17 protein-coding genes are annotated in these 17791 nt (G+C 70.8%); 13 read left to right on the forward strand and 4 right to left on the reverse strand.

Annotation, left to right across the window (positions count from 1 at the left end):
• Positions 1 to 3: 3 nt before the first annotated feature.
• On the reverse strand, positions 4 to 741 hold the full coding sequence (locus AC1DSO_RS03905; protein ID WP_477067597.1) for a Crp/Fnr family transcriptional regulator: 738 nt from the start codon (positions 739 to 741) through the stop codon (positions 4 to 6).
• A 35-nt stretch (positions 742 to 776) separates the two neighbouring features.
• Between AC1DSO_RS03905 and AC1DSO_RS03910 the strand changes: the two genes are divergently transcribed.
• From AC1DSO_RS03910 to AC1DSO_RS03935, 6 genes are all read left to right on the forward strand, one after another.
• A complete protein-coding gene (locus tag AC1DSO_RS03910; RefSeq protein WP_477067598.1) occupies positions 777 to 2822 on the forward strand; it encodes a TIR domain-containing protein in 2046 nt (681 codons plus the stop codon).
• Positions 2823 to 2839: 17 nt separating this feature from the next.
• The gene (locus AC1DSO_RS03915; protein WP_477067599.1) at positions 2840 to 3247 is read left to right on the forward strand and encodes a hypothetical protein; all 408 of its coding nucleotides are present in this window, start codon (positions 2840 to 2842) and stop codon (positions 3245 to 3247) included.
• An 11-nt stretch (positions 3248 to 3258) separates the two neighbouring features.
• Positions 3259 to 5013 carry an adenylate/guanylate cyclase domain-containing protein gene (locus tag AC1DSO_RS03920; RefSeq protein ID WP_477067600.1) on the forward strand — a complete coding sequence of 585 codons (1755 nt, stop codon included), beginning with the start codon at positions 3259 to 3261 and terminating at the stop codon, positions 5011 to 5013.
• 354 nt (positions 5014 to 5367) lie between these two features.
• Positions 5368 to 5589 carry a hypothetical protein gene (locus tag AC1DSO_RS03925; protein ID WP_477067601.1) on the forward strand — a complete coding sequence of 74 codons (222 nt, stop codon included), beginning with the start codon at positions 5368 to 5370 and terminating at the stop codon, positions 5587 to 5589.
• Entirely contained in the window at positions 5582 to 6856 is a 1275-nt protein-coding gene (locus AC1DSO_RS03930; protein WP_477067602.1) for a hypothetical protein, read from the forward strand. The genes AC1DSO_RS03925 and AC1DSO_RS03930 overlap by 8 nt, the downstream gene beginning before the upstream one ends.
• A 15-nt stretch (positions 6857 to 6871) precedes the next feature.
• A complete protein-coding gene (locus tag AC1DSO_RS03935; protein WP_477067603.1) occupies positions 6872 to 7075 on the forward strand; it encodes a hypothetical protein in 204 nt (67 codons plus the stop codon).
• Here the strand turns inward: AC1DSO_RS03935 and AC1DSO_RS03940 are convergent.
• A complete protein-coding gene (locus AC1DSO_RS03940; protein WP_477067604.1) occupies positions 7063 to 7497 on the reverse strand; it encodes a transcriptional repressor in 435 nt (144 codons plus the stop codon). The genes AC1DSO_RS03935 and AC1DSO_RS03940 overlap by 13 nt on opposite strands.
• Positions 7498 to 7591: 94 nt before the next feature.
• Positions 7592 to 9781: a catalase/peroxidase HPI gene (gene katG, locus AC1DSO_RS03945; RefSeq protein ID WP_477067605.1), complete on the reverse strand. Its 2190-nt coding sequence runs from the start codon at positions 9779 to 9781 to the stop codon at positions 7592 to 7594.
• 209 nt (positions 9782 to 9990) lie between these two features.
• Here katG and AC1DSO_RS03950 point away from each other — a divergent pair, with 209 nt between their 5' ends.
• The 7 genes from AC1DSO_RS03950 (at position 9991) to AC1DSO_RS03980 (ending at position 16982) form a co-directional block, all read left to right on the forward strand.
• Positions 9991 to 10905: a LysR substrate-binding domain-containing protein gene (locus AC1DSO_RS03950; protein WP_477067606.1), complete on the forward strand. Its 915-nt coding sequence runs from the start codon at positions 9991 to 9993 to the stop codon at positions 10903 to 10905.
• 87 nt (positions 10906 to 10992) lie between these two features.
• Entirely contained in the window at positions 10993 to 11619 is a 627-nt protein-coding gene (locus tag AC1DSO_RS03955) for a DUF4129 domain-containing protein (protein WP_477067607.1), read from the forward strand.
• Entirely contained in the window at positions 11616 to 12830 is a 1215-nt protein-coding gene (locus tag AC1DSO_RS03960) for a DUF4350 domain-containing protein (RefSeq protein WP_477067608.1), read from the forward strand. The genes AC1DSO_RS03955 and AC1DSO_RS03960 overlap by 4 nt, the downstream gene beginning before the upstream one ends.
• 4 nt (positions 12831 to 12834) lie before the next feature.
• A complete protein-coding gene (locus AC1DSO_RS03965; protein ID WP_477067631.1) occupies positions 12835 to 13791 on the forward strand; it encodes an AAA family ATPase in 957 nt (318 codons plus the stop codon).
• Positions 13788 to 15098, forward strand: a complete 1311-nt coding sequence (locus tag AC1DSO_RS03970; protein ID WP_477067609.1) for a DUF58 domain-containing protein — start codon at positions 13788 to 13790, stop codon at positions 15096 to 15098. The genes AC1DSO_RS03965 and AC1DSO_RS03970 overlap by 4 nt, the downstream gene beginning before the upstream one ends.
• Positions 15095 to 16102 (forward strand): stage II sporulation protein M, encoded by a 1008-nt coding sequence (locus AC1DSO_RS03975; RefSeq protein WP_477067610.1) that lies wholly within the window; start codon positions 15095 to 15097, stop codon positions 16100 to 16102. Before AC1DSO_RS03970 ends, AC1DSO_RS03975 begins: the two co-directional genes overlap by 4 nt.
• Complete coding sequence (locus tag AC1DSO_RS03980; RefSeq protein WP_477067611.1) at positions 16095 to 16982, forward strand: RDD family protein; 888 nt, start codon at positions 16095 to 16097, stop codon at positions 16980 to 16982. The genes AC1DSO_RS03975 and AC1DSO_RS03980 overlap by 8 nt, the downstream gene beginning before the upstream one ends.
• A 9-nt stretch (positions 16983 to 16991) precedes the next feature.
• On the opposite strand, the gene AC1DSO_RS03985 is transcribed toward AC1DSO_RS03980, so the two are convergent.
• Positions 16992 to 17717: a hypothetical protein gene (locus AC1DSO_RS03985; protein ID WP_477067612.1), complete on the reverse strand. Its 726-nt coding sequence runs from the start codon at positions 17715 to 17717 to the stop codon at positions 16992 to 16994.
• Positions 17718 to 17791: the final 74 nt, after the last annotated feature.

Consider the following 17791-nt stretch of genomic DNA (forward strand, 5'->3'; position numbering starts at 1 on the left):
AGCCTAGAGCTCGCCGCCGATGCGCTCGACCTCGTCGGCCAGGGCGGCCATGTCGAGGATCTTCAGGGTGCGGCCGCTCTGGCGGATGATGTTCAGGCCGGCCAGGCGGTTCAGCTCGCGGGTCACCGGCTCGCGCTGGCTGCCGACCAGCACCGCCAGCTCGGCGTGGGTGGGGCAGGGATGGATGACCGCCTCCTCGCCGTGGCCGCCCGCCGCCGTGGCCATGCGCAGCAGCTCGATGTCCACGCGGCAGGCCACCGAGACGGCGGTCAGTTCGAACAGGCGGTCGGTCAGGGCGCGGGTCAGGGCGGCCATGTCCTCGAGCAGCGCCCGCATGAAGCGCGGTGATTCCTCGAACAGACGCATCACCAGGCGCTGGGGCAGGCGCACGAGCCGCGCATCCTCCAAGGCGACGATGTTGACCGAGCGGGGGAGGCCGTCGATCGCCGCGATCTCGCCGAAATAGCCGCCGGGCAGAATGCGCCGATAGCCGACCTCGCGCCCCGACCGCGCGTACTGGTTGGCCAGCAAGGCGCCCTCCAGCAGCAGGTAGATTCCGCCGTCCAGGTCGTGGCGCTGCAGGATCATCTCGCCCTTGCCGTAGCGCAGGTTCTCGACCTGCGGCGCCAGGGCCGCCACCTCGTCGCGCGTCATGTGCCGGAACAGCTTGTTGCCGCGATAGTCCTCGGGATCGACCGTCGCGGCCGACGCGCGTTGGGGTGGTGAAGGAATCACGGTCATCGACTAGGGTCCTACGCTGTCGAGGGGGGCGGCGAATGAACAACCGGCAGCGCTACAAGGCCTTTATCAGCTATAGTCACCATGACCGCCAAGCGGCGGAATGGCTTCATCGCGCTTTAGAGAGCTATCGCGCTCCGCCCAGGTTGTCGGTGCGCGGCGACGCCAGTATCGCGCGCGATCTTCGACCGATTTTTCGCGACCGAGACGAGTTGAGCGCCGCCGCTGATCTTGGCGAAACCATCCGCGACGCGCTCGACCGCTCCGACGCCCTGATCGTTCTGTGCTCGCCGACCGCCGCGACCTCGCGCTGGGTGGACCAGGAGGTCGCCTATTTTTTGAAGGACCGAGGTCCGAGCGCGGTCCTTTGCGTGATCACCCCCGCGACATCGGACCAGGCGTCGCTGAGCGACGTGCTGCCGCCGGCCCTGCGCGCCGCCCTGCCCGAGGACGTCGAGCCGTTGGCCGTCGACCTGCGCCGCGACGCCGACGGCAAGCGGCTGGCTCGGCTGAAGATCGCCGCGCGGCTGCTCGGCGTCAGCCTCGACCAGCTGGTTCAGCGCGATGCGCGTCGGCGCCTGCAACTGATGGCCGCCTTCACCACCCTGGCCGCTGTCGTCACCGTGGGCATGGGCGCGATGACCGTCACCACCCTGAAGTCCCGCCAGATCGCCCGCGAGCAGCGCGACGAGACCGAGGCCCTGGTGGCCTACATGCTGGGCGACCTGCGCCAGCAGCTGGAGCCGGTGGGCCGCCTCGACGTGCTGGACGGCGTCAGCGCCAAGGTGCTGGCCTATTACGCCAAGGCCCATACCGACCGGCTGGACGACAAGGCGCTGGCCCAGCGGGCCAAGGCGCAAACCCTGCTTGGCACGATCCGCGAGCAGCGCGGTGACATCGCCGGCGCTAAGGACGCCTTCGGCCAGGCGGCGGCGACCACCCACGCTCTGGTCGAGCGCGACCCCGCCAACGGCGAGCGCATCTTCGACGAGGCCCAGAACGTCTTCTGGCTGGCCTATATGGAATGGCGTCAGGGCGACGTCGCCAGCGCCGAGCGCGGCTTCAAGCGCTATGCCGAGCTGGCGCGGGCGCTGGTCAAGCTGGACGTCAGCCGCGCGGACTGGCGGATCGAGGTGGCCTACGCCAACAACAATCTCGGCATGCTCGTGTTCGAACAGGGGCGTCCGGAGGAGGCGCTGACCGCGTTCCGCGCGGCCCTGGCCGTGTTCGACGCCGAGCGCGTCCGCGCGCCCAAGGACGCCAAGCGCCTTGGCGACACGGCCAATACCCACGCGTGGATCGCCGACACCCTCTTGGTCTCGGGCCGGCCGCGCGAGGCGCTGCTCGAGCGCGAAGCCGCGGCGAAACTGTTGGCCGAGGGCGTGGCCGGGCGCCCGAACGACCAGCGCCTGGCCGCCAAGAGCGTCGCCACCGAACTGGCCCTGGCCCGGCTGGAGTTGGACGTGGGACGCGTGGCCGAGGCGCGCGCGCGGTCTCAGGTCGCCATGCGACGGCTGCGCGAACTGGCCGCCCTTGATCCCACCAACGCCCGTTGGCGGGAATATCTGGTCGTCGGGCAGTTGGACGAGGTCGACCGCGACCTCTGGTCGGACCCGGCGTCGGCGCGCGTCGCCTACGCGGCGACGGTGGCGGGCGTCGCGAAGCTGCGGACTGGCGCGAAGGATACGGCCTGGCGCGCCGACCTCGAGGGACGGCTGGCCCAGCAGGCGATCTTGCTGGCCCAGCGCGCAGGCGACCTGGACGAGGCGCGCGCGCTCGCGCGGAAGCTGGCCAAGGACATCGGCGACGCGCCGGGCGCGGGGGCCGCGAAGATTGATCACGTGCGCCTGCTGGGCTTTACGCAGCTGGCCATGGGGCAGCCGGAGGCGGCGGCGGCGACCTTGTCGACGCGCCGTCGGTCGCTGCCGCCGGCCAGCTTGGACGTCTTGGCGCGAGCCTATCTGGCGCTTGGAAGGCGCGCGGATGCCGACGCCATTGTGATCGGCTTAACCAAACAAGGTTATGAACACCCCGCATTCCTTGCGTTCTGGAGGAGCTCTCCCGCAGGTAGAGATGCAAGTTGATAGGGGGCTATATAGAAATGACTGAACCCGTTCCCAGTAAGGTTGTCCAACTCGTCATCGGGCTGGACGACCGCTACAACTTCATGAATGTCATCGATCCGCTGCGTCCGAAGCGGCTTTTGCTCGATCTTAGCGAGCGCTGCGAACTGGTCTTCACCCTGTGCGACGACCTGATCAACGCCGGTTGGAAGTTCCAGTCCCGGCCGATCGAGGTCGCCAACGACTACGGCGTCAACTTCTCGAGCTATGTCTGGGTGCCGTATTCGATCGACGGCGGCGACCCGTCGCCGCGCACCCAGTTCAAGATCATCTACGAAGACCAGCGGATGGGCACGTACAGCTACAGCCTGTTCATGACCGACTCGCACAACCAGAAGATCGATCTCGATCCCGACGTCGAGAACGGCACGGGCCACGTTCCCTGATCCCGGGCGCGATGTTCGACAAGGACAAGGTCGCCGCGCTGATCCAGCGCGGCGAGATCCTCGCGGCCTACGACATCGCCCACGCCGCCCTCGAGGCGGGCGAGACCTCACGCGACATCGCCTACGCCGCCGTGCTCTGCCTTGCGAGGTCGGGCGCGGCGGACTTCGCGCGGGCCGAATATGTCCGGCTGGGCCTGGACCGCGCGGATGGGGATTCCGACGCCGTCGCCCTGGGTGCCCGGCTTCTGAAGGACGTGGCCCTGTCCGCGCGCGGTCGCCGCCGCGTCGCCTTCGCCCGGGCCTCGATCCGTCGCTACGAGGCGCTGTTTCACCGCTTTGGCGGCCTGTATGGCGCGATCAACGCCGCGACCATGACCCTGGTGGCCGGCGATCCGGTCGGCGCCCGGTCTCGCGCCGCCGAGGCGCTGAAGATCCCGCCGCCGCCCGACCTGACGGGTGAGGCGGCCTATTACGAAGCGGCCAGCCGGGCCGAGGCGCGGTTCCTGACCGGCGACCTCGAAGCGGCGCGCCTGACGATGGTCCGGGCCCTGGCCCACGCGCCCCAGGCCTTCGCCGCCCACGCCTCGACCCTGCGCCAGCTCGAGATGCTGTGCCGCGAGACCGGTGTCGACCCGGCCTGGCTGGCGCCGTTCCGGCCGCCGGTCTGCGCCCATTTCACCGGTCACATCCTGGGACCCGCCAGCGACGCCACCGAGGCCGACTGCGCCCTGCGTCGCCAGATCGACGCGCAGTTGCGCGAGCAGCGCGTCGGTTTCGGCTATGGCAGCCTGGCGGCGGGGGCCGACATCGTCTTCGCCGAGGCCCTGTTGGCCGCGGGCGCGGAGCTGCACGTGGTGCTGCCGGTCAGCCGCGAGTCGTTCGTCGAGGTGTCGGTCGCGCCGTTCGGCGCCGCATGGATCGCGCGTTTCGAGCGCTGCATGAGCGCCGCGACGTCGATCCGCTACGCCTCGCAGGACCCTTACATCGGCGACGAGCAGATCTTCGCCTATTCCAGCCAGGTCGCCATGGGCTGCGCCGTGCTGCGGGCCCAGACCTTGGCGACCGAAGCGATCCAACTGGCGGTGTGGGACGGCCACGAGACCGACGGGCCGGCCGGCGTCTCCTACGACCTGGCCTACTGGGCGCGCGGCGGCCGTCGGCGGGCGGTCATCCGGATCGAGCGGCCCCCGCCGCCGCACCGCGCCCCGGCTCATCCGGAAGAACCGCCCCGGCGGGCCATGAAGGCGATGCTGTTCGCCGACGTGAGAGGCTTCGGCGCCCTGCGCGACGACCAGATCCCGGCCTTCATCGAGATCGTGATGGGCCAGATGGCTCGGACCATCGAGCGACTGGCGGCGCGGCCCAGCCATGTCGAGACCTGGGGCGACGGCCTGTTCCTGGTCTTCGACCAGCCGGTGGACGCCGCCCTGGCGGCCCTGGCCCTGCTGGAGACCCACAAGGCGTTGGATCTTCGCTCCCTAGGCCTGCCGCGCTCGCTGGGCCTGCGGATCGGCGGGCACTACGGGCCGGTGCACCTGCGCACCAACCCGCTGACCCGGACCCCCGCCGTGATCGGCGCCCATGTCGTCGTCGCCGCGCGGATCGAACCCGACGTGGCCCCTGGCTCGGCCTGCGTCAGCGAAGCCCTGGCCGGGGCCCTGGCGACCTTCCACGGCGACAGCGTCCGCTGCGGCTATGTCGGCCGCACCCAGGGCCACAAAGGCTTTGCGGCCACCCCGATCTTCAGCCTGACCCGCGCGTCCTAAAGCGGGCTCCAACACCAGGCGAGCACTCAATCGTTTGCGCGCCAGGCGTGTTTCGAAGATCGCCGGTCTCCGATCTTTGTTCGTTGTGCAGATCCGCACATCGAAAACGGTCATTTTTCCCCATGGTCTAGCTGTCGACCGCGACGAGCAAGGTCCGGGCGGCTGAACGTCTCTGCAGTCCCTCATCACTGGGAGGCTTGCTTGACCGACACCGCCTTTGTCCGCGCTCGCCGTCGGCCGCGTGAACCGACTGAGGGACCCGGCCACCCGCCGGTCGGGTCCCGCCTTTTTCGACCCTGCCTTTTCCCGGGTCGCGCCGCGTGCGTGACCGCTTGCCTCATCAGGAGCCACGCCATGCTTCTCGACCAAGACCAAACCTCCAACGCCTCCAACGCCATTCTCAACGCCGTCCCGCCCGTCGACGACGCGGCCGCGCGTCTGCTTCGCCACGTTCTGAAGGTCTGGGCGCGTGAGCAGGGCCTGCCGGAGGCGCAGGTGCCCAACCTCATCGAGGGGGTCCTGCACTACGCCACCACGGGGATCCTCGACGGTCGTTTCGGGCGAACCGGTGCGTAGTCTGAGGCTGTTCGCGGATCGACCTTCCAGTCCTGCCCAGGCCCGGAGCGTGGCCGGCTGCGGCGGCGTCGTGGCCGAGCCGGCGACGGCGGCGCGCGAAAGGCTGCCGGCGCTGGAGACCGGGGCCTGGCGACGCCTGTGCCTGATGGTCGCCGAGGGGCGCCGCCGCGCCGCGCCGGTCGCCGACATCGCCCGGGTCACCTGGTTCTCGGACCAGACGTTGCTGGATGCCTGGATCGCGTTCGCGACCGCCGCCGAGACCTGGGACACCGCCGTGCGCGACGACGCCAGGACTCTGGCGGAAGACATCGTCAGCTACGCCAAGGATGTCGCGCCGGATCTCTATCGTCGTCTGGCCGCCCTGCTGGGTCCGTTGAAGACCCGACCACCGTCGCTGGAAGAGGCCAAGGCCTGCCAGGCGATCCTGGAAACCCTATGCCGCGCCGCCGAGGAGAGGGCCCGCCGCGCCGGCGCGCTGAGCGGCGCCATGACGCCGCTGGCCCAGGCCGCCGAACGCCTGGGCAAGGCCTTCGCCCGGCGAGAGCGTAACCCGCCGGTGCGGATCGTGCTGCCCCACGTCCCCGGCATGTGCCTCAGCCATGACGACGACGGCTGGGCCTGCGCCAGCGACATGGCCACCTTCGACAAGCGCCAGTCCTGGATCCTGGAACCCAGCGGCGACGCCTATGTGCTGATCAGCGCCGTCGATCCCGATCTCGTCCTGGTCGTCGATCAGGACGAAGACCTCATTCCGCTGACCCGCAGGCCGCCGCCGTTCACCTTCGCGGACCGGGGGCCAAGGCCCCGCGTGGTGCGCCGGGATCAGGCGCCGGCGGAGGCCGCGCGGTTCTTCGTGTCGGTGTCGTCCGACCTCTATCTGCAGAACGTCAGCTATCAGACCCTGGCGCTGGAGTGCCCGGGCGACGGGGGCTGGCGGCACGGCGCGCCGGTCTTCACCACGCTGAAGCGCGGTGGGGCGACCCAGCGCTGGGCGTTCGAGCCGCCGCTGCGCTCGCGCCAGGAGCTGATCTTCCACGACGTCATCGCCCCGGCGGCCGCGCTGGGCCTGGAAGTCGGCGGGCTGGCCCGGCTGGGGGACGACTGGACCGCGATCGCCGACGACCTGCGCGCCGGGTCCGCCCAGATGATGGCCTGCGCCGAGCATGGCCAGCCGTTCGCCGCCAACAGCTCGGTGGTGGACGTCCTGGACTGCTGGCGCCGGCTGGCGGCCGAGGCGCGCAACGCCGCCGCCGACCTGGCGATCTGAGCGCGGAGGGGCGTGATGTTGGAAACCGCTCTGTTCGGCCTCCTCGACGGCACACTGGTCGACGTGACCCCGCGGATCGCCGCCGTTGGGGTGGGCCTGGTCCTGGGGGTCCGGCTGCTGGCCGGGGGCGGGCGCACGGCCGACGACCGCGACCGGACCTTGGTCGAGGCGGCCCGGCGGCATGGTGCGCCGCGCCGGGAGCCCTTTCACGAGTCGTGAGGTGGCGACCCCTGTCGCCGAAAGCGCATGATGACGTCCACGCCCTCCGGGTGCTGGGCCAGGGCGTCGCGGACCATCAGCAGCAGGGTTTCGGCCGAGACGTGCAGATCGACGATCTGCGCGGAGTCCTCGTACAGGATGTGCGAGTGCGGCTCGGGCACGGTGTCGAAGACGATCTCGGTGGTCGTGGTCGGCAGGCGGCTAATCAGGCCGTGATCGGCCAGGGCCTCGAGGCGCCGGGCCAGGTCTTCGGCGGTGATCGCCAGGCCGGCTTCCACGGTCAGGCCGGCGATGTCCGACAACGACAGATGCGTCTCGGGCGACTCCCTCAGCAGCGCCAGCAGATGCGGCAGCATGCCCCGGCCGGACAGGCCGGCGCGGCGCAGCTCTTCCTGAAACACGGCGTCCACGGTGTGTGGCATCCGGTCCTCCCAGCGGAACGGGCGCGGTCGTGTGTCGCCGCGCCCTGCCCAGTTCGAGACGGGCGCGACCGATCCCGGCCGCGCCCCTTGTCGATCAAGCCAGGTCGAACCGATCCGCGTTCATCACCTTGGTCCAGGCCGCCACGAAGGCCGCCACGAAGGTGATGTCGGACTCGGCATAGACCTCGGCCAGCGCCCGCAGCTGCGAGTTGGAGCCGAACACCAGGTCGACCCGGGTGGCGGTCCATTTCGGCGCGCCGGTCTTGCGATCGCGGCCCTCGAACGTGGCTTCCTCTTCCGAGGTCGCCGTCCAGACCACGCCCATGTCCAGCAGGTTGACGAAGAAGTCGTTCGTCAGCGCGCCCGGACGTTGGGTGAGCACGCCATGCTGCGACTGGTCGGTGTTGGCGTTCAGCGCCCGCAAGCCGCCGACCAGGGCCGTCATTTCCGGCGCGGTCAGGGTCAGCAGTTGGGCGCGGTCGATCAGCAACTCCTCGGCCGTCAGCGGCGCGTCGGTGTTCAGATAGTTGCGGAAGCCGTCGGCCCTGGGCTCCAGCACCGCGAACGACGACACGTCGGTCTGGTCCTGGGAGGCGTCGACGCGGCCCGGCGCGAACGGGACCTCGACGTCGAAGCCGGCGTCCTTGGCCGCCTTCTCGACCGCCGCCGAGCCCGCCAGCACGATCAGGTCGGCCAGCGAGACGGGTTTGCCGAAGCTGGTCCGGATCTCCTCTAGCTTGGCCAGCACCGTGGCCAGCTGGGCCGGCTGGTTGACCGCCCAGTCCTTCTGCGGGGCCAGCCGGATGCGGGCCCCGTTGGCGCCGCCGCGCTTGTCCGAGCCGCGGAAGGTCGAGGCCGAGGCCCAGGCCGTGGCCACCAGTTGCGGGACCGACAGTCCCGAAGCCAGCACCTTGGCCTTCAGATCGGCGACGTCGGCGTCGCCGATCGGCGGATGGGCCGCGTCGGGCAGGGGGTCCTGCCACAGCAGCTCTTCCCGAGGGACCAGCGGGCCGACGTAGCGGGCCTTGGGGCCCATGTCGCGGTGGGTCAGCTTGAACCAGGCGCGGGCGAAGGCGTCCTGGAACTGGTCCGGGTTCTCGTGGAAGCGCTTGGCGATCGGGCCGTAGTTGGGGTCCAGCCGCAGGGCGAGGTCGGTGGTCAGCATCATCGGCGGATGCTTCTTGGCGGGATCGTGGGCGTCCGGCGCCATCGGGCCGGCGTTCGGGTCCTTGGGCGTCCACTGGAAGGCGCCGGCGGGGCTCTTGGTCAGCTCCCATTCGTGGCCGAACAGGGTGTCGAAGAAGCCATTGTCCCAGGCGATCGGGTTGGGCGTCCAGGCGCCCTCCAGGCCGCTGGTGATGGCGTGGATGCCGACGCCGCTGCCGAAGCTGTTCTTCCAACCCAGACCCATTTGGCCGACGCCCGCGCCTTCGGGTTCGACCCCGACCTGGGCCGCGTCGCCCGCGCCGTGCGCCTTGCCGAAGGTGTGGCCGCCAGCGATCAGGGCGACCGTCTCCTCGTCGTTCATGGCCATGCGCGCGAAGGTCTCGCGGATGTCGTGGGCGGCGGCCAGCGGGTCGGGCTTGCCGTTCGGGCCTTCGGGATTGACGTAGATCAGGCCCATCTGGACAGCGGCCAGCGGCTTGTCCAACTCACGCTCGCCGGTGTAGCGGGCGTCGGCCAGCCAGGTGTCCTCGGCGCCCCAGTGGACGTCCTCCTCCGGCTCCCAGACGTCCTCGCGGCCGAAGCCGAAACCGAAGGTCTTGAAGCCCATGGTCTCCATGCCGACGTCGGCGGCGAAGATCATCAGATCGGCCCAGCTGATCTTGGCGCCGTACTTCTGCTTGATCGGCCACAGCAGGCGGCGGGCCTTGTCGAGGTTGCCGTTGTCCGGCCAGCTGTTCAGCGGGGCATAGCGCTGCTGGCCCGCCCCCGCGCCGCCACGGCCGTCGCCGGTGCGATAGGTGCCGGCGCTGTGCCAGGCCATCCGCACGAACAGCGGGCCGTAGTGGCCGTAGTCGGCCGGCCACCAGTCCTGAGAGTCGGTCAGCAGGGCGACGATGTCCTGGCGTAGAGCTTCGATATCCAGCGTCTTGACCACGTCGGCATAGCGGAAGCCCTGCGGCATCGGGTTCGACAGCGCCGAGTGCTGGTGCAGGATCTTCAGGTTCAGCTGGTTGGGCCACCAGTCACGGTTCGAGCGGCCTCCGAAACTGGTGTGGAACCGGACGCCGTGCTTCAGCGGGCATTTGGAGGTCGGCTCGACGAGTTCGCTTCCGTCCATGGGGTGTCTCCGGTTCTGACTCTGTTGATCGGTGGTTCTGAACTGACGCGGCCGCGCGTCGGCAGTGACGAGGCATCGACATTGGCCGGGATTGGGGTCCTGGCGCTTCTTCCCGACGGCCGTCTCTGTCGGCTGGCCTAAGCGACTGTGCGCCCAACGGGGCCATAAATAGAAGTCGTAAGCTTTAATGGGGGTGATAGGCTGAGCCTATGAACCTGCGTGACCTCCGCTACCTGCTGGCCCTGGCCGAGCACGAGCACTTCGGACGGGCCGCCAAGGCCTGCGGCGTCAGCCAGCCGACCCTGTCGGTGCAGATCCGCAAGCTGGAGGACCTGATGGGCGTGGCCCTGTTCGAGCGCGGCAGCAAGACGGCCGCCCCGACCAGCGCCTGCCTGCAGCTGATCGACCACGCCCGCGCGGCGGTGGCCTCGACCGAGGCCCTGCTGTCGACGGCCCGCGCCATGCGCGATCCGCTGGCCGGGCGCTTCCGGCTGGGCATCATCCCGACCCTGGCGCCCTATCTGCTGCCGCTGATCTTCGCGCCGCTGCGCGAAGCCCTGCCGGCCCTGGAGCTGGAGCCGTGGGAGGACCAGACGGTGGCCCTGCTGGAGCGGCTGCGCGCCCACGACCTGGACGCGGCCTTGCTGGCCACCGAGGCGCCGGGACCCGATCTGGTCAGCCGCCCGCTGTTCGCCGAGCCGTTCCTGGCGGCCCTGCCGCCCGACCATCCGCTGGCCGGGCGCGCGGTGATCGCCGAGGCGGACCTGGCCCCGGACATCCTGGTGCTGTCGGACGGCCACTGCCTGCGCGACCAGACCATCGACGCCATCGAGTCCTGCGGCGCCGAGGCGGCGGCCAGCGGCGCCTTGCGGGCCGCCAGCCTGCCGACCCTGCTGAACATGGTGGCGGCCGGCTATGGCACGACCCTGATCCCCGGCCTGGCGGCGGGCGCGGCCCAGGACGCCGGCATCGTGCTGCGTCCGCTCGCCGCCCGCGCCGGGCGGACGGTGCGCATCGCCTGGCGGGCCCACTTCCCGCGCGCCCCGGTCGTCGAGGCGGTCGGCGCGGTGATCGCCGGGCGGCTGCGCGGCTTCGCCGAGGGCGCGGCGGCGGGAATGGTCTAGGCCCATCGCCCGAATTCCGTTGCCGCGCCGTTAGGTTGAGTCGATGATGCGCGTCGTGGCGCGGGGCGAGGCGGTCGGGTTCGGGGCGTGAGGGTTTCAGACAAAGCGTCCGGCGGCGCGGTCGATCAGGCGCAGCAGCGGCTGGCGCACGACGGCGGCTTCCAGTTCGACCGGTCGATGCTGGCCCCGCCCAAGATCCCCGACTGGCTGCTGTGGGTGGGCAAGGCGCTGCAGGTCGTCGCCCCCTATCTGAAATATGTGTTCTGGGTCGGGCTGGCGGCCCTGGCTCTGCTGATCCTCTACGCCATCGCCCGCGAGATCCTGCGGCTGCGCAAGCCGGCGGCCCGGCCCGAAGGCCCGCGCCTGAGCGCCGATCCGCCCTGGCGCCCCGACGCCGGCGAGGCGCGCGACCTGCTGGCCGCCGCCGATCGGCTGGCCGGCGAGGGGCGGTTCCTGGAGGCGGCGCACCTGCTGCTGCTGCGCAGCGTCGAGGACATTCAGAAGCATCGGCCCAAGGCCCTGCGCGTGTCGCTGACCGCGCGGGAGATCGCCGTGCTGCCGGCCTTGCCCGAGGCCGCCCGGCCGGGCTTCGCCAGCATCGCCCGGGTGGTCGAGCGCGGCCTGTTCGGCGGCCGGCCGGTCGACAACGACGACTTCGCCGCCTGCCGCGCGGCCTATGAGGCCTTCGCCCTACCGGAAGGGTGGAGCCGATGAGCGGCAAGTCGGAGGGCGGCTTCTCGCCCATGACCATGATCGTCCTGGCTTTGGTCGGGGTGATCAGCGTCGCCGGGCTGGGCGTGCTGTCGGCCTACGCGCCCGAGCTGAAGAAGGGCGATGACGGCGGCCCGCATGCCCTATCGCGCTCGTCGGTGGGCTATGCGGCCCTGGTGCGCCTGCTGGGTCTGGCCGGCGAACCGGTCCTGACCAGCCGAGGCCCGCTGCCGGCCAGCGCCGAGGGCGGGCTTCTGGTGTTCACGCCCGCCCCAGGGATGTCGCCTGAAGGCTTGAAGCGCGTCGGACCCTACGGCCCCCTGCTGGTCGTGTTGCCCAAGTGGCAGGCCGCGCCCGATCCGCGCCATCGTGGCTGGGTCCGGACGATCGACGACTTGCCGACCCAGCTGAGCACGACCGTCCTGCCCGAGCCGACGCGCAAGGGTCTGGTCCTCAAGGCCGCGCCGGGCGAGCGGGTCGTGCGGCTATCGCGGCCGGGCGGTCAACCGATCGGGCGCCCGGTCCGCGTGAAAGGCTTGCGCAGCCTGTCCGGCCCCGGCTGGACGCCGGTGGTCGTCGACGAGACCGGCGCGCCGGTGCTGGTGATGCGCGAGGACCCCTGGATCTACGTCCTGGCCGACCCCGACCTGCTGAACACCCCGGCCCTGAAGACGGCGGACGGGGCGCGGACCGCCGTGGCCCTGCTGGATCTGATCCGTGCGCCGGACACGTCGGTGATCTTCGACCTGACCCAGCACGGCTTCACCCGCTCGCGCAGCCTGATCCGCCTGGCGCTGGAGCCGCCCCTGCTGGGCGCGACCCTGGTGCTGGTCGTCCTGGCCGTGCTGGCCGGCGCGCAGGCGGCGGTGCGTTTCGGTCCCTCTCGGCCCCCGCGACGCGCCGTGGCCCTGGGCAAGACGGCCTTGGCCGACAACACCGCCGGCCTGATCCGGCTGGCCGGGCGCGAGCCCAAGATGGCTCCGCTGTACGCCCGCCTGGTCCAGGCCTCGACGGCGCGAGCGATCGGCGCGCCGCGCGGGCTGGAGGGCCAAGCCCTCATCGACTTCCTGGACCGCGCCAGCACGACCGTCGGCGCGGCCCATACCTATTCGGCGCTCGCCGACCGCGCCCAGGCCGCGACCGCGTCCGACCTGATGCGGGTGGCGCGCGACCTTCATGCTTGGAAACAGGAGCTGATCCGTGGACGCCAGTAAAGTCGTGGACGTCGCCGCAGTCGGGGCGCTGGCCGCCAGGATCCGCGCCGAGATCGGCAAGGCCGTGGTCGGCCAGGACGAGGCGGTGAACCTGTTGCTGGTGGCGCTGTTCGCCGGCGGCCACGTGCTGCTGGAAGGCCCGCCCGGCACGGCCAAGACGCTCCTGGCCCAGAGCTTCGCGCGTAGCGTTGCGTTGGACTTTGGCCGCATCCAGTTCACGCCGGACCTGATGCCGGGCGACGTGATCGGCGCTAACCTGTTCAACTTCCAGACCTCGACCTTCACCCTGACGCGGGGGCCGGTGTTCTGCGAACTGCTGCTGGCCGACGAGATCAACCGCACCCCGCCCAAGACCCAGGCCGCCCTGTTGGAGGCCATGCAGGAGCGCCACGTCACCATCGATGGGATCTCGCACCCGCTCAGCCCACGCTTCACCGTGGTGGCGACCCAGAACCCGATCGAGCAGCAGGGCACCTATCCGCTGCCGGAGGCCCAGCTGGACCGCTTCCTGTTCAAGCACGTGCTGGACTATCCGACTCCGGAACAAGAGCGGGCGATCATCGTCGCCCACGGCGCGCGCAGCGGCCAGATGGACCCGGCGGCGTTCGGCGTCGCGTCCGTGCTGGAGCGGGCGGCGATCGACGCGGCGGTCGAGACGGTGGCCCAGGTGCGGCTGACCGACGAGGTGGTCGGCTACATCGTCGACCTCGTTCGGGCCACCCGCGAGTCGACCGACATCGAGACCGGCGCCTCGCCGCGCGCCGGGGCCATGCTGGCCGTCGCCGCCCGCGCCGCCGCGGCCCTCGACGGCCGCGACTATGTGGTGCCCGACGACGTCAAGCGCCTGGCCGTCCCCGCCTTGCGCCACCGCCTGGTCCTGTCGGCCGCCGCCGAGATCGAGGGCCGCAAGGTCGACCTGGTGCTGAAGGGCCTGGTCGAGCGGGTGGCGGCGCCCCGGTGATCTATCCCACCCGCCGCGCCGTAGTCATCGCCGCCGTCGGCCTGCCGCTGGCGCTGCTGGTCGGCGTGCTGACGCCGGCCGGCTGGCTGGTGGGGCCGGGCTGGATCGCGGTGGTCGCCCTAGCCCTGGCGCTGGACGCCCTGTCCGGCGGCTCGCGCGGCAAGCTGACCCTGGACGCGCCCGAGCGGCCGTTCCTGGCGGTGGCGCGGACGGCGCGGGCGGCCTTCTCGGCGCGGTTCGCGGGCCGGGCGCCGGCGCGGGCCGAGGCGGCGCTGGAGGCCGATCCGCGCCTGGGCCTGGCCACGCCGTTCGCGCGCGGCGAAGTCGAGGCCGGCGTCGCGACCTTCGGCTTTCCCTTGACACCAGAGCGGCGCGGGGAGGGCCGGTTGGGCCGGCTATGGGTCCGCTGGACCGGGCCGCTGGGCCTGGCCTGGAAACAGAAGGTCTTCGCCCTCGATCTCGACGCCCCCGTCGGAACCGACCTGCGGGGCGTGCGCGAGGAGGCCGTGAAGATGCTGGCCCGCGACGCCCTGATCGGCGCCAAGTCGCAGGTCGATCGCGGCGAGGGCTCTGAGTTCGAGTCGCTGGGCGAGTTCCGGCCCGGCATGGATCGCCGGGCCATCGACTGGAAGCAGTCGGCCCGCCACGGCCACCTGCTGGCCAAGGAGTTCCGCACCGAGCGCAACCATCACGTGGTGATGGCCATGGACTGCGGCCGGGCCATGTGTGAGCCGGTGGGCGGGGCGCCGCGCATCGATCGGGCGATCAACGCCGGCCTGCTGCTGGCCTATGCCTGCCTGAGATCGGGCGACCGGGCCGGCTTCTTCGCGTTCGACTCCGCCCCGCGCCTGTTGACCGGCGTGGTCGGCGGGGCCGACGCCTTCCGGCAGCTGCAGCACGCGGCGGGCAAGATCGACTACTCGGCCGAAGAGACCAACTATACCCTGGCCCTGACCACCCTGGCGACCAAGCTGGGGCGGCGCTCGCTGGTGGTGGTGTTCACCGACTTCACCGATCCCACCGCCGCCGAGCTGATGATCGAGGCCTCGGCCCGGCTGCTGAAGCGGCATTTGGTGCTGTTCGTGATCATGCAGGACGAAGAGCTGGAGGACATGGCGGCCGCAGAGCCGGCCGAGCCCGCCGACGTCTCGCGCGCCGTGGTCGCCGCCGGCCTGCTGCGCGAACGCGACACGGTGGTGGCCCGCCTGCGCCGCCTGGGCGCACACATCGTCGAGGCTCCGGCGGCCCGGATCGGCCCTGCTTTGATTAACGCCTATGTCGACCTCAAGCGGAGGGACCTGCTGTGATTGAGATCAAGGTCGATCCCCGCCTGAAGAGCCAGCGCTTCCGCCAGGAGCGCGAGGGCGACTGGCGGCGGCTGGAGCGGCTGATCGGCAAGGTCGAGAAGGGCGGAATCGCCGACCTGTCGGACGAGGACATCCTGGCCGCGCCGGTGCTGTACCGCTCGGCCCTATCGGCCCTGTCGGTGGCCCGCGCCACCTCGCTGGACCGGGGCCTGATCGACTATCTGGAGACGCTGTGCGCGCGCGCGTACTTCTTCGTCTATGGCGCCCGCGAGACGCTGTGGGGGCAGCTGGCCGCCTTCTTCCGTGAGACCTGGCCCAAGGCGGTGAAGGGGCTGTGGCGCGAGACCCTGGCCAGCTTCGCCCTGCTGATGGTCGGAGCCCTGATCGCCGCCTGGCTCGTGAGCCACGAGGCCGACTGGTATTATGCCTTCATGCCCAAGGCGATGGCCGGCGGGCGCGATCCGGCCGCCTCGACCCAGGCCTTGCGCGACACCCTGTTTGGCGGCGGCAAGGACGGGTTGTCGGTCTTCGCCACCTTCCTGTTCACCCACAACGCCCAGATCGCCATCCTGGCCTTCGCGCTGGGCTTCGCCCTGTGCCTGCCGACCGCGGCCCTGGTGCTCTACAACGGCGCGACCCTGGGCGCCTTCTTCACCCTGTTCGCCAGCCGGGGCCTGGGCGTCGAGGCCGGCGGCTGGCTGCTGATCCACGGGGTCACCGAGCTGTTCGCGGTGGTGCTGTCCGGCGCGGCGGGCCTGCGCATCGGCTGGGCCGTGGCCTTTCCGGGCGAAGACCGACGGCTGGACGCCATCGCCCAGGCCGGCCGCCACGCGGCCACGGTCATGGGCGGGGTGGTGGTCATGCTGTTCCTGGCCGGCCTGCTGGAGGGCTTCGGCCGCCAGCTGATCACCCTGACCCCGGCGCGCTACGCGGTGGCGGCGGTCACCGCGGTGATGTGGGGCGTCTATTTCTACGCACAGCGCGGAGCCCGCCAGAATGGCTAAGGCCGCGATCGTCCCGCCCGACGCCAAGATGATCCGCGCCTTCGTCACGCCCGAGGGCGTCGACCTGCGGCTGGAGCTGGGCGACGCCGGTCAGCGGGCCGGGGCCTTCCTGCTGGACGCGGTGATCATCCTCGGCGTGCTGGTCGTCGCCTCGCTGGCGGTGCTGCTGCTGGGCCTGGGCGCGGTCGGGGCCATGGGCCTGAAGGGCGCCGAGCTGATGGCGGTGATCTGGCTGCTGGGCTTCTTCCTGCTGCGCAACTTCTACTTCGTCGGCTTCGAGCTGTCGGCCGCCGCCGCCACGCCGGGCAAGCGGATCATGGGCCTGCGCGTCGCCGCCCGCGACGGCGGCCGGCTGCGGCCCGGGGCGATCTTCGCGCGCAACGCCATGCGCGAGCTGGAGGTGTTCCTGCCGATCATCATCCTGTTCGCCCCGACCGGCGACGGCGGGGTCGAGAGCTGGATGTACCTGCTGGGCTTCGCCTGGGCGGCGATCTTCGCGCTGTTCCCGCTGTTCAACGCCGATCGCCTGCGGGTCGGCGACCTGGTCGGCGGCACCTGGGTGGTGCGGACGCCCAAACGGACCCTGACCCGCGACATGGCCGACGAGGGCGCCCAGCGCCTGACCCGCTACGCCTTCACGGTCGAGCAGATGGACGCCTACGGGGCCAAGGAGCTGCACGTGCTGGAGGACGTTCTACGCCAGCGCGACCGTCGCACCCTGCGGGCCGTGGCCGACCGCATCGTCGGCAAGATCGGCTGGATCCGGGCGGCGGACGAGGACGACTACGACTTCCTCAGCGCCTACTACGCGGCCCTGCGCAAGCGGCTGGAAGCGCGGCTGCTGATGGGCGTGCGACGCCGCGACAAGCATGACGTCTGACGGCGAGCCTCAGTCGAAGACGGACGCCAGCTGCTCGGGCGCGACGCCTTCCTTGGTCGTGCGCAGCTCGTAATAGATCGACGCCGCACCCGCGGCGATCAGCACGTACTGCGCCGCGTTGATCAGGGACGACAGGAAGGTCGACATGACGGCCACCGGCGTGACGGTCGCCGACACGGCTCCGGAAAAGGCCATGGCGCCCCCGAAGCCCACCGCGGCGCCAAGCAACCCGACGACGATCCCCAAGATCATGCTGAGGACGAAGTAGACGAGGAAAATCCCGACGATGGACCACCTGTGGCCACGCGTCAGATCTCGGCTGCGTTGCAGGCTCGCGAAGACGCCTCGCTTCTCAACGATCAGGCAAGGCGCCGTCACCGACCACATCACACTGAGGATCAGGCCCGGGACGACCAAAAGGAGCAGGCCGATCAAGACCCCCAACCCCTGAACGATCCCCAGCCCCAACAGCGGCAAGGCGAAGCGCGCCGCCACGCGCAGCGCGTCGCCGAATCCAACGGCGCGGCCGTTCATTCGCTCGACGACGGTGTGAACCACCAGGCCTTGCAGAAGCAGGCTGCCAAACGCCGCGACGATCGCGCCGCCGATGACGCCCGCCGAAAAATAGTCTCCCGCCAGCCGCGACTTCAGGCCCAGCATCGTGCCGATGAAGCTGGGCGCGCTGACCAGGAGAATGGCGCTCAAGGCGAACAGGCCGAAGTTCTGGCCGATCACCCGGAAGGTCCGCTGCACTACGCGGCCGAAATCGAACGAGTCGCCAACGGCGTCCAGGGTCGTCATCTGTGTCT

The organism is Caulobacter sp. P4_E5 (assembly GCF_056401555.1).